Below are 11,077 nucleotides of genomic sequence, written 5' to 3' on the forward strand. Positions count from 1 at the left end.
CGGTCACCCGGACACGGCCGGAGCGACCGCCCGGTCCGTTCAGCCCGCGAACTCCGGTCCGCGCAGGGCGGCTCGGGCGTGCCGGTACCAGCGCCAGCCGATCGTCTTCGGGCCGTCGCGGTAGGGGGCGACCCGGGCTCCGCCGCCCGCCAGCCAGGTGGCGACGTCGGCGACGGTGTGGCCGCGGCGGACGATGAGGCGGGCGATGCGGTAGCGCTCGTCGCGGTCCGAGCTGAGCGCGTGCCGCACCGCGGTCGCCGTCTCGTAGCCGGCGCGGGACGCCATGGCCCTCACCCGAGGGCTGTTGTAGCCGTGCGGGTAGGCGAGGTGGGGGACGGGATGGCCGAGGGTGTCCTCCAGCACGGCCTTGGAGTCGACCAGTTCGGTGCGCAGCTGCCCGGCGGTCAGTGTGTCCAGCTGGGCGTGGCTGACCGTGTGGCTGCCGATCTCCATGCCGGAACGTTCCAGCGCCGCCACCCGGTCCAGGGTCATCATCGGCGCCGGCGGGAGCAGGCTGCGGCCGCCCGGGGTGATGGCGCCGGTGGTGAGGTACGCGGTGGCGGGCAGGGCGCGTTCGGCCAGTGCCTCCGCGGTGGGGCCGGGCAGGTCCGCGAAACCGTCGTCGAAGGTGAGCAGCACCGGCCGGGGCGGCAGCGGCGCGCGTCCGGCCAGATGGTCGGCGAGAGCGCTGATGGTGACGGGCGTGCGGCCGCTGTCCACGACGGCGTCCAGATGGGCCGCGAACTCCCGGGGCGTGACGGTGAACTCGGCGATCCAGCCGGGCGGATCGTCCATCACGGCGTGGTAGAGGAACACGGGGATGGCCTCCGGACCCCGCGACGAAGCCGTCATCTCGTCCCCCACCCCGTCCGGCTCCCCGCCGCCCGCCGGGCCCGCAGATAACCGACCGGGCCGTACAGCATCCCCTTGCGCTGCAGACGCGAGAGGCGACGCGGCCATGGATGCGTGCGGGTGTCGTGGTCGCCCGGCGCGGCCCCCCGGTCACCGGGGGCATCGGCGCCACCGCCGTCACCCCCGCCGGTGTCCCGTACGGCGGTCAGCCCGCGGGCGTGGGACAGACCGCGGGGCACCCGGGCGAGGAACGCCGGCAGCAGCGCGGGCCGGTTGACCAGGATCGCGGTGAGGTAGGCGGTGAGTCCGGCACCGTAGCCGAACGCCTGGGTCTCCAGGTCGGCCCAGGTCTCCCGGTGGTGGTGCCACACCAGCGCGCCGGGCGTGTAGTGAAGCCTGTGTCCCTGGGCGAGGACCCGGACGAACCCGTAGAGGTCGTCGCCGCCCCGGGCTGGTGTTCCGGCCCCGGTGGCCGGGTCGAAACCGCCGACCCCGCGCAGCGCCTCCGCACGGAACGCCATGTTCGCGCCGGAGCCGAACCGGCCCGCGGTGAAGGGGAACAGCGGCTCGTCGCGGGGTGGCTCCTTCGGGTCGTACGTCGTCGGGGTGAACCCCTTCGCGAAACCGCCGTGGCTCTCCAGCAGGACCTGGGCCGGGGTGCGGAGCCGGGCGGGCAGGATCAGACCGGTGGCGCAGCCGAGCCCGGGGTCGGCGGCGAAGGGCGCGGTCAGCTCGGTGAGCCAGCAGGGGTCGGCGACGACGTCGTCGTCGGTGAACGCGATCACCTCGCCGCGGGCGGCGGCGAGCCCGGTGTTGTGCGCGGTCGCGAGCCCGGGGACCGGCTCGCACACGTACCGCACGCGCTCCCCGTACTTCCGCTCCACCAGGTCACGCGTCTCGTCCGACACGGGCGCGTTGTCGACGACGACGACCTCGAAGCCCGGATGGTCCTGCGCGAGGATCGAGTCGAGCGCGCGGGCAAGCTGTCCGGCCCGCTCCCGGGTGGCCACGACGACCGAGGTGTGGGGCGGCGGCGGTCCGGCGGCCACGGAGCTCTCCGCGCCCTGCCCCTGTCCTCGCCCCTCCGCCGGCTCCTGCCCGTGCGCCCGCCGTGCGAGCGCCGCCAGGACCGTTGCCGGATCGGCCCCCTCCGGCACCCGTCCCAGCAGCGTGCCCACCGGCCGGCCGGCCCGCCTGACCAGTACGAACACCTCTCCGTGCGTCACCGGTGGGCTGCCCGGGCCGGGTCTGAGGGCGGTCCCCTCACCGTTCAGGTCCAGTTCGGCGACCTGAACCGCTCCGATGTCCAGGAACCGCCGTATCTCCTCCTGCGTACGTGCCGTGCGGGCCACGAGCCCTCCCCCTCCTCATGAACGGTCCTCATGAACGGTCCTCGCGAACTGTCCTTACGAACGGCCCTCATGACCGGCGCAGCCGCCCCGCCCCCTTCAGCGCCCGCGACGCCAGCGACGCGAGACGAGGGTGGGCGCGGACGAAGCCGTGCGCACGGCGTACGGGCTCGCGGCGCAGCAGGTGCAGCGCGGCGCCCAGGCCCGGACGCATCACCTCTCCTTCGTAGACGGCGAGTTCGCCCGTCTTCAGCGAGTCCTTGTACTCGGCCGGGCCGCGCCCCATGTCGAGCAGGCCGATGCCCTCGCCGGCCGCAGCCTCCGCCATGCGCAGATGCAGCACGAGCCCCGGCGAGTACTTCGCGAACTCCACGTCGTACGCAGGGAACCAGCAGGCCAGGACCGAGGCCGAGCGCAGGCCGAAGTGCGCGGCGACGGGGCGGTCCCCGGCGTACAGGACGGACAGCGTGCCCGTGCACTCCGGTGCCCGGGTCTCGGCCAGGCGGCCCACGAGCCGCGTGATCCACTCCTGCGCGAACCGGTCGCGCCGCCCGGTCCTGCGGTACTGGGCCGACTTCCACTCGATGAGAGCGCGCAGGGCGGCCGGTTCGCGTTCGTCGAAGACGAACCGCACCGGTCCGGCCGCCTGGCGGCCGAGCCTGCGCTCCTTGGCCAGTGTGGTCTTCAGGAACTTCGGCGACTGGGTGCGCAGTACGGACTCGTAGGTCTCGTAGCCCTTCTCCACGTCGATGACATAGGTGGCGTGCTCTTCGGCCGCGTGCGGGACGAACAGGGCCTGGCCCGCCTCCAGGTTGTCGAAGGCGAAGCTCGACACCGAGCAGGCGCGCAGCAGTTCACCGGTCTCCGGGGTGAGGCCCGGACGCAGGACGGCGCCCTGGCAGTCCGACACCCCGAGTCCGATCGCCCGGCCCTGCCCCAGCGCGCCCCGCTCGTAAGGCAGGAAGCCGGCCGGTTCGGCGGACGTCCCCTCGTACAGGACCGCCACCCGGGCCTGCGGCCGCACCCGGGACACGGCGGTGGCGAACTCCGGTTCCATGAAAGGGCTGCGTGGTGCGTCCGTCGCGGCGCGCAGCTCACGCCAGCGTTCCCGCTCCCCCTCGCCGAGCTCCTCGAGCCTCAGCACACGTGTGCGTCCACTGCTCACCTGACCCCCCGATCAAGTCCCCCCTGGACTCTTGGAAGGTACCGTTCGGGACCACCAGGACGGTAGGTAGCGGACCATGTTGTTGCCAAGTGGTGCAGAGGCCTTTAACAGGTCCGTACCCGGTGATGACGGAAGCGGCCGGGCGCGCGGTCGTGGCGGGCCGGGCGCGCGGTCGTGGGGGAGCGGTCGCGCGGTCGTGGGGGAGCGGTCGCGCGGCGACGGCCCGGTGGTGGGGCGCGAAGGATAAGGGGTGCGGGCGTACGGACGGAGACGTTCCGGGCGGGGGTGAGTCGGGTGGGCGTGGTGTCCGTATTCTCTGATCATGGCCGCACCCACCGATTGTTCACTCATCGCCACCGACCTGGACGGGACGCTGCTGCGCGGCGACGACTCTCTCTCCGACCGGTCTCTCGCCGCACTGGCACTGGCGACGCGGGCCGGTGCCCGGCATCTCGTGGTGACGGGCCGCCCGGCGCCCGGAGTGCGGCCGCTCCTGGACAGGCTGGGGAGCACGGAGCTCGCGGTGTGCGGACAGGGCGCGCAGGTGTACGACGCCGGCGCGAACCGGCTGCTCCACTCCGTCACGCTGGACCGGGAACTGGCGGAGACCGCGCTCGGCAAGATCGAGGCCGAGGTGGGGGAGGTGTACGCCGCGGTCGACCAGGACGGGATCGACGGACTCACCCTGATCGAGCCGGGCTATCGGATGCCGCACCCGACGCTGCCCGCCGTGCGGATCGGGCGACGGGACGATCTGTGGGTCCTGCCGATCACCAAGGTGCTGTTGCGTCACCCCTTCCTGAGTGACGACGAGTTGGCGGCGACGGCGCGTTCGGTGGTCGGTTCGCTGGCCACGGTCACCATGTCGGGACCGGGCACCGTGGAGCTCCAGCCGTGCGGTGTCACCAAGGCGACGGGGCTGGCACTGGCCGCCGAGCACCTGGGGCTGAGCCGGGAACGGACCGTCGCCTTCGGCGACATGCCCAATGACATCCCGATGTTCCACTGGGCGGCCCACGGCGTCGCCATGGCCAACGCGCATCCCGAGCTGAAGGCGGTGGCCGACGAGATCACCACGACGAACGAGGACGACGGCGTGGCCGTCGTCCTCGAGCGGTTGTTCGGCGGAGCGGACGGGGCGGGGCGGGACGGCACGCGCCCCGACACGTGCCGTCCCGGCCTCAGCCCCGAGGGGTGAACCCGTGGGCCGGGTGTGCCCCGGTGCGCCCGGACGTCTCAGTAGGCGCCGAAGACGTTGTCGATCGAGCCGTAGCGGTCCGCCGCGTAGTTGCAGGCCGCCGTGATGTTCGCGACCGGGTCGAACGGGTCGAAGGCCGTGCCGGGCACGTGGTACGCCTGGAAGGTCGGGTCGATGACCTGCAGCAGGCCCTTCGACGGGGTGCCGGCGACGGCGTTGGAGTCCCACAGGTTGATGGCCTGCGGGTTGCCGGAGGACTCGCGCATGATGTTGCGGTGGATGGAGTCGTAGCTGCCGGGGATGCCGTGCTGCGCCATGATCGACAGCGACTCGCGGATCCAGCCGTCGAGGTTGTCCGGGTACGCCGTCTCGGTGCCGGCGGTGGCCGGGGCGGACGACACGGGGGTGGCGGGAGCGGCGGAGGCGCTGGTGGCGCCGAACACCGGAAGGGCGATCGCGGCCACGCCGGCGACGGCGAGGGAGCGGACGAGGCGGGTGCGGCCGAAGCGGCGCTGACCGGATGCGGGCATGGCGGGCATGTGTGCGTTCCTCTCCTACGCCTACGAGGTGAGCTGTCGGGTTCGGGCGGGAGAGTGCCCGGCCGCGCCCCTGAGGGCATGGCTTCACCCCGAGCCGTCCCGGTGCGAACCGGTCCGGCGACTTACCTGGGTCCCCCGCTCCTGCCGTGCGTGAGTGAGTTGATCGACGGGTGGCGCGGGCGGCGGCAGGATTCGGCGTCCGCCCGACAGGCCGGGAACGTATGCGAGAGCACATGTCAGGAACAAGTGCGAGCGTCACGTATGACGCCGTTTGATCTTGTCTTGGGCTATTTGGGGTACTTGATCCTTTGCGAGTGTCAACGGTCAACTCGCTTTCAGCGCAAGGGAGGACGCCCGCGCGGTGAGTCGCGAACGTGCCGGGATGTGCGTGACCGACCTCACTGGCCGCATCGTGCGGGAGCATTTGCCGTCAACGGGGATTCGTTTGACAATTGCGGCGAATCGGGCAGCGGGGCGGGCAGGATGGATCGGGTGTCGGGATGTGGCTCGGCGCACGCCCGGCGCGAGGGCGGGAAACGTCCGGAAAGTTGGCAAATGTCCACTGCTGTCAACTGATCGGAAACGATCTGATGGTGATCCGATATCGGAGGGCGCCGTGAGGTGCCGTCCGCGCGTGCTGGGGTGAGTTTGGGGAATGTGGGTGCTGGCGGTGATCGAAACATGACCGGATACGCTGACTCGAGTGATGTCAGCGACCCATCGACAACCAGCGACCCATCGGTAGACGGTGCAAGACGTCTGAGCGCCAGTGGACACCAGCAGACAGGAGACCCCTCGTGACCGTCGTCGGGCCATTCGGGCTGAGCGTGCGGGACCAGGCTCTGGAAGCCGATGTCCGGGCCGGGATGACGGCTGTCGAGGAAGGGCTGCTCGAGGCCACCAAGAGTGAGGTCCCCTTCATCACGGGTGCCGCTCAGCACCTGGTACGGGCCGGCGGCAAGCGGTTCCGGCCGCTGCTCGTGATGCTCGCCGCCCAGTTCGGCGACCCCTACGCGCCCGGCGTCGTGCCGTCCGCCGTGGTCGTGGAGCTGACCCACCTGGCCACGCTGTACCACGACGACGTGATGGACGACGCGGGTGTGCGGCGCGGGGTGCCCAGTGCGAACACCCGCTGGGGCAACTCCGTCGCGGTCCTCACCGGCGACTTCCTCTTCGCGCGCGCCTCGCACATCCTGGCCGACCTCGGGCCGGAGGCCGTACGGGTACAGGCGGAGGCGTTCGAGCGGCTGGTCTCCGGTCAGATCCTGGAGACCGCGGGGCCGCAGGACGGCCGCGACCCGGTCGACCACTACCTGGACGTCCTGGGCGGCAAGACCGGCTCACTGGTCGCCGTCTCGTGCCGGTTCGGCGCCATGATGGCCGGCGCGGACGACCCGGTCGTGGACGTGCTGACCCAGTACGGCGAGCGGCTCGGGATCGCCTTCCAGCTCGCCGACGACGTGCTGGACATCGCCTCCGACTCCCACGAGTCCGGCAAGACCCCGGGCACCGATCTGCGCGAGGGCATTCCGACCCTGCCCGTGCTGCGGCTGCGCGAGCGAGCGGCCCGGCTGGGCCTGCCCGAGGACATCGCGCTGTGCGAGCTGCTGGACTCCGACCTCAGCGACGACGGCCGGCACGCCGAGGCACTGCGACTGCTGCGCGCACACCCCGCGCTGGAGCAGGCCCGCCGGGACACCGTGCGCTATGCGCAGGAGGCGCGCGCGGTGCTGGCCCCGCTGCCGGAGTGCGAATCGAAGACGGCCCTGGTCGAACTGTGCGACGCGGTGGTGCACCGGGCCGGCTGACCCGCCCGCCGCCTCCCCGACCCCTACTGGTCGGGGGAGGAAACACCTCCTCGTGTCATACCGCAGCAGTACACGGAGTTGAGTCCGGGGTCTGACGCTTCCTCTTGCGGTGTTTGGTCAGATGGACCATGACGGACACCACTCCTCACCGATTCGGGTGAGAATGGCGGCTCAGGGTGTGACCGGTGCGAGGAACACGAGACGCGGGCCGCCGCCGACCACGGAGGTAAGGCACACATGGCACCGTACGAATCCGACGACACGACGACCGCGGGGGCGACCCGCGAGCCGGGCGCGGGCCGGCGCAGGGCCGCGCGGTACGTCGTCCCGGTCACGGTGATGGGAGTGGCGGCCGCGACCATCGGGCTCGTCCCCGCGATCGCGAACTCCGGCGACCCGGACCTGCCGGAGATCACCGCCGCGCAGCTCATCGAGAAGATGGCCGAGTCGGACACCGAGCGACTGTCCGGCACCGTGAAGATCACCACCGACCTCGGACTGCCGGACCTCGGCGGCCTGGAGAGCAGCCTGACCTCCGGCGCCCTGGACCGCGGCGAGGGCGGTTCGTCCGCCGACCCGTCCGCCAAGCTCGCCGAGCTGGCCTCCGGTACGCACACCCTGCGCGTCGCGGTCGACGGCCCCGACCGGCAGAAGGTGTCGCTGCTCGAGAACGCCGCCGAGTACAGCCTGATCCACAACGGCAAGGACGTCTGGGGCTACGACAGCGCGTCCAACGAGGTCTACCACGGCACCGTCGACGAGTCCGCCGAGGGCGAGGGCCGGGAGCAGCAGCCCCCGGCCACGCCGAAGGACTTCGCCGAGGAGGCGTTGAAGGCGGTCGACGACACCACGTCCGTCACCGTCGACGGCACCGCGCAGGTGGCCGGCCGCGACGCCTACAAGCTGGTCGTCAAGCCCAAGCAGTCCGGTTCCACGGTCGGTGCGATCAGCATCGCGGTGGACCACCGGACCGGGACGCCGCTGAAGTTCACGCTGACCCCGGCGAGCGGCGGTGCCGCCGTCGTGGATGTCGGCTTCACCAAGGTCAGCTTCGACCGGCCGGCCGCGTCGACCTTCGACTTCACCCCGCCCAAGGGCGCCAAGGTGACCGAGGAGGGCGCCCTGGAGGACGGGAAGAAGGACGGGGAGCCGACCGGCAAGCCGGAGGGCGCCCCGAAGTCCGGGGAGGACCTTTCCAAGGGGCTCGACGGGCTGAAGGTGCTGGGCGAGGGCTGGAACTCCGTCGCCACCTTCGACACCGGCGCCGAGGGGGGTCTGCCCACCGGTTCCGAGGGCGGTGACCTCGGCGGTTTCCTCGGCTCGCTCGGCGACCAGGTGAAGGGCGAGTTCGGCACGGGCACCGTGTTCAGCACCCGCCTGGTCAACGCCCTGTTCACCGAGGACGGCAAGGTCTACGTCGGTGCCGTCACGAAGGACGCGCTGGTGAAGACCGCCAACGAGGCGAAGTAACGGGGAAGCAAGGGGAGGGGAAGCGGGTCCCGGGGCGGCGACACACATCCGTGCGTGGTCCGGCCCGGAAGCCGAGCATCACACGATCGGGTCAACCCTCTTTCGGGTAAGCCCCCGGCAAGCAGTTGACGACCCCACCGCGCCGAGCGCCTGCCGTTGCTCCGCCGCCCGTGCCACGGCGAGCAGCAGCGCCTCCCGCCCGTGCGGTGCCACCAGTTGGAGCCCGGCCGGGCAGCCGTCGTTGCCGAACCCGGCCGGGAGGCTCAGCGCGGGGTGCCCGCTCACGTTGAACGCCCAGGTGAGCGCGGTGGAGTAGACGTCACCGGGCCCCTCGTGGCCGTGCGGCGCGGTGGGCGCCGTGGGTGTCAGCAGCAGCTCGGCGTGGGCGAAGAGGTGGGCCAGGCGCCGGTCGTTCGCCACCCGAATGCGGTGGGCGTCGGCGAGGCCGGGGCGGGACCCGCCGGGGGCGCGCAGGGCGAGCCAGGCCGGCGCGGGGTCCAGGAGCAGCGGAGGCTCCGCCGACTGTACGGGCCGTACGGTTCGCGGGGGCCGTACGAGCCGTACGACTCCGGCGTCGACGAGCCGGTCGACCGCGGCGCGGGCCAGCGCGACGGGCTCCTCGTCGGGGTCGGAGAAGCCGAGGTCGGGGGACCAGAGGGCGGTGCGGGGGACCGACGGCGGCGCTTCGACGGCGGCGGGCGCCGACACCGCCCGCCACCAGGCCGTCGCGTCCGCTGCCGTCCGGGTGAGGACGCCGGGTGCCGCGAGACCCGTGCGGTCGGGCGACGGGAGGCGGCCGTTGGTGACCTTCAGGCCGACGACCCCGCACCACGCCGCCGGGATGCGTACCGACCCCGCACCGTCGCTGCCCGCCGCCAGCGGCACCAGCCCCGCCGCCACCGCGACCGCGGCCCCGGCCGAGGAACCGCCCGGAGTGCGGTCCGCCCGCCACGGGTTGACGGTCCGTCCGCGCGCCCCGAGCCCCCAGGTCTGCCAGGGGGTGCCGGGCCCGGGCACGGCGGTGGCACCCACGGCGACACCACCGGCCGCGAGCAGCGGACCCGCCGCCCGGAGCCCGTACCGCCCCTTCACGGCGATCGGCACCCCGGCCAGCGGCAGCCACTCACCCGAGCCGGGTGGACCCGCATCGACCCGGGCGTCCACCTCGGCCGCTCGCCGCAGCGCCTCCTCGGCCCACACCTCGGTGAACGCGCACAGCACCGGATCGGCCCGCTCGATCCGCGCCAGCGCCTCCGCGACCACCTCGACGGCCCGCAGCCTCCGCGTGCGCACCGCGGCGGCGATCTCCGCCACCGTCTCGGACGGAGCGACCCCCGCCGGTCTCCTCACGCCCGGCTCCTTCCCCGCTCGCGCTGCGGATACGCTGGAGCCGAGATGCGTGAGGACGAAGAGACCGAAGCCGCCGTCGACGGCGACAGTGTGGACACGATGCTGGCCGAGTGGCGCAGCGAGTGGCCCGAACTGGACGTCTCGTCCACCGAGGTGATCGCCCGTCTGATGCGTACGGCCCGGCTCTTGGAAGAACGGTTCGTGGCGCAACTGCGCCGCGTCGGCGGCATGCCCATCGCCAATCTCGGGGATTTCGACGTGCTGCACGCCCTGCGCCGCAGCGGCCCTCACTACGCGTTGACGCCGGGGCAACTGCGCCAGGCGCTGATCGTGTCGTCCGCCGGTCTCACCGGGAGGTTCAACCGGCTGGAGCGGGAGGGCTGGATCGAGCGCGGCCCGTCCCCCGACGACGGTCGAAGCACTCTGGTCCGTCTGACGGAGGAGGGCCGGGCGAGTGTGGACCGCGTGCTGGAAGCGCACTTCGCCCTGGAGCGGGAGGCGCTCTCCGTGCTGGACCCGGAGGAACGCGCGGCGATCAGGGGCGGCCTGCGCAAGCTCCTGGTCTCCCTGGAGGACGACACCCGCTGACGGAACGGCGGCGGGGGCGTCAGGCCGCCCCCGCCGCCGTCCCCAGGATCACCGCGATGCAGAGACCGATCAGGCCCATGGTGACCACGGTCATGGCAACGGCGGTGTCCCGGGTGAAACGGCGGTGGCGGGCCGCGTACTGATCCTCGACCTGCTGTATGCGCTCCGCGATGCGGCGTGTCGTCTCGCGGGCGTACGCCACCTGCTCCCGGGCGTACGCCTCCTCGACCACGAGACGCTGGTCCGTGGTGAGGCCGGACAGAGTCCAGGCGAACTCGTGCGCTTTGCGGTGGGCCTCCAGGCGGTGGGCCTCTTGGTGGAGGAACCCCTCGAGCTGGTGCAGGCCGAGAGCGGCTTCATGACGGGCATCCATGGACGGCTCCTGAACGTTCTCGATCCGAAAAGGACGGGTGACCGAACCTGTCAGTTCCGGCCGCTGGTGGACCCCTGCTTCTCCGCGTCGTCGCCGGTGACGAGCTCGGGGTGATCGACCTCGGGGTGGTGGAGGTCGAAGGCGGGTGAATCGCTCCGTATCTGCGGCAGGGTGAGGAAGTTGTGCCGCGGCGGCGGGCACGAGGTGGCCCACTCCAGGGAGCGGCCGTAGCCCCACGGGTCGTCGACCTCGATCTTCTTGCCGTACTTGGCCGTCTTCCAGACGTTGTGGAAGAACGGCAGCAGCGACATGCCGAGCAGGAACGAGGCGATGGTGGAGACCGTGTTCAGCGCGGTGAAGCCGTCGGCCGCCAGGTAGTCCGAGT

Annotated in this window: 10 protein-coding genes, 1 pseudogene and 1 riboswitch; of the genes and pseudogenes, 4 read left to right on the plus strand and 7 right to left on the minus strand. The window is 72.2% G+C overall.

Annotation, left to right across the window (positions count from 1 at the left end):
- Window positions 1-39: 39 nt before the first annotated feature.
- From AB0I73_RS05420 to AB0I73_RS05430, 3 genes are all read right to left on the minus strand, one after another.
- A complete protein-coding gene (locus tag AB0I73_RS05420) occupies window positions 40-852 on the minus strand; it encodes a polysaccharide deacetylase family protein (RefSeq protein ID WP_363033991.1) in 813 nt (270 codons plus the stop codon).
- The gene (locus AB0I73_RS05425) at window positions 849-2,204 is read right to left on the minus strand and encodes a glycosyltransferase (protein ID WP_363033993.1); all 1,356 of its coding nucleotides are present in this window, start codon (window positions 2,202-2,204) and stop codon (window positions 849-851) included. Before AB0I73_RS05425 ends, AB0I73_RS05420 begins: the two co-directional genes overlap by 4 nt.
- 67 nt (window positions 2,205-2,271) lie before the next feature.
- A complete protein-coding gene (locus AB0I73_RS05430) occupies window positions 2,272-3,345 on the minus strand; it encodes a GNAT family N-acetyltransferase (RefSeq protein WP_363033995.1) in 1,074 nt (357 codons plus the stop codon).
- 343 nt (window positions 3,346-3,688) lie between these two features.
- Between AB0I73_RS05430 and AB0I73_RS05435 the strand changes: the two genes are divergently transcribed.
- Window positions 3,689-4,564: an HAD family hydrolase gene (locus AB0I73_RS05435; protein ID WP_363033997.1), complete on the plus strand. Its 876-nt coding sequence runs from the start codon at window positions 3,689-3,691 to the stop codon at window positions 4,562-4,564.
- 38 nt (window positions 4,565-4,602) lie between these two features.
- On the opposite strand, the gene AB0I73_RS05440 is transcribed toward AB0I73_RS05435, so the two are convergent.
- Window positions 4,603-5,094, minus strand: coding sequence for a transglycosylase SLT domain-containing protein (locus tag AB0I73_RS05440; RefSeq protein WP_363034036.1), 492 nt, complete (start codon window positions 5,092-5,094; stop codon window positions 4,603-4,605).
- 12 nt (window positions 5,095-5,106) lie between these two features.
- Window positions 5,107-5,270: riboswitch (cyclic di-AMP (ydaO/yuaA leader) on the minus strand.
- A 630-nt stretch (window positions 5,271-5,900) separates the two neighbouring features.
- Here AB0I73_RS05440 and AB0I73_RS05445 point away from each other — a divergent pair.
- Both AB0I73_RS05445 and AB0I73_RS05450 read left to right on the plus strand, forming a co-directional pair.
- A complete protein-coding gene (locus AB0I73_RS05445) occupies window positions 5,901-6,911 on the plus strand; it encodes a polyprenyl synthetase family protein (protein WP_363033999.1) in 1,011 nt (336 codons plus the stop codon).
- Between the two features lie 237 nt (window positions 6,912-7,148).
- Window positions 7,149-8,381 (plus strand): DUF2092 domain-containing protein, encoded by a 1,233-nt coding sequence (locus AB0I73_RS05450; protein WP_363034001.1) that lies wholly within the window; start codon window positions 7,149-7,151, stop codon window positions 8,379-8,381.
- A 78-nt stretch (window positions 8,382-8,459) separates the two neighbouring features.
- Here the strand turns inward: AB0I73_RS05450 and AB0I73_RS05455 are convergent, their stop codons facing one another.
- Window positions 8,460-9,731, minus strand: coding sequence for an amidase (locus tag AB0I73_RS05455; RefSeq protein ID WP_363034003.1), 1,272 nt, complete (start codon window positions 9,729-9,731; stop codon window positions 8,460-8,462).
- Window positions 9,732-9,776: 45 nt separating this feature from the next.
- On the opposite strand from AB0I73_RS05455, the gene AB0I73_RS05460 reads away from it, so the two are divergent.
- Window positions 9,777-10,319 (plus strand): MarR family transcriptional regulator, encoded by a 543-nt coding sequence (locus AB0I73_RS05460; RefSeq protein ID WP_363034005.1) that lies wholly within the window; start codon window positions 9,777-9,779, stop codon window positions 10,317-10,319.
- A gap of 19 nt (window positions 10,320-10,338) precedes the next feature.
- Here the strand turns inward: AB0I73_RS05460 and AB0I73_RS05465 are convergent, their stop codons facing one another.
- Both AB0I73_RS05465 and AB0I73_RS05470 read right to left on the minus strand, forming a co-directional pair.
- Window positions 10,339-10,692, minus strand: a complete 354-nt coding sequence (locus AB0I73_RS05465) for a hypothetical protein (protein WP_363034007.1) — start codon at window positions 10,690-10,692, stop codon at window positions 10,339-10,341.
- Between the two features lie 116 nt (window positions 10,693-10,808).
- Window positions 10,809-11,077 (minus strand): annotated as a pseudogene (locus AB0I73_RS05470) (cytochrome ubiquinol oxidase subunit I); the annotation flags it as partial.

Source organism: Streptomyces sp. NPDC050388, from assembly GCF_040655635.1.
Classification (GTDB): domain Bacteria; phylum Actinomycetota; class Actinomycetes; order Streptomycetales; family Streptomycetaceae; genus Streptomyces.

Coding starts and splice junctions, on each gene's coding strand:
- AB0I73_RS05420 (WP_363033991.1), bottom strand. CDS start 852: ATGACGGCTTCGTCGCGGGGTCCGGAGGCCATCCCCGTGTTCCTCTAC.
- AB0I73_RS05435 (WP_363033997.1), top strand. CDS start 3,689: ATGGCCGCACCCACCGATTGTTCACTCATCGCCACCGACCTGGACGGG.
- AB0I73_RS05440 (WP_363034036.1), bottom strand. CDS start 5,094: ATGCCCGCATCCGGTCAGCGCCGCTTCGGCCGCACCCGCCTCGTCCGC.
- AB0I73_RS05450 (WP_363034001.1), top strand. CDS start 7,149: ATGGCACCGTACGAATCCGACGACACGACGACCGCGGGGGCGACCCGC.
- AB0I73_RS05460 (WP_363034005.1), top strand. CDS start 9,777: ATGCGTGAGGACGAAGAGACCGAAGCCGCCGTCGACGGCGACAGTGTG.
- AB0I73_RS05465 (WP_363034007.1), bottom strand. CDS start 10,692: ATGGATGCCCGTCATGAAGCCGCTCTCGGCCTGCACCAGCTCGAGGGG.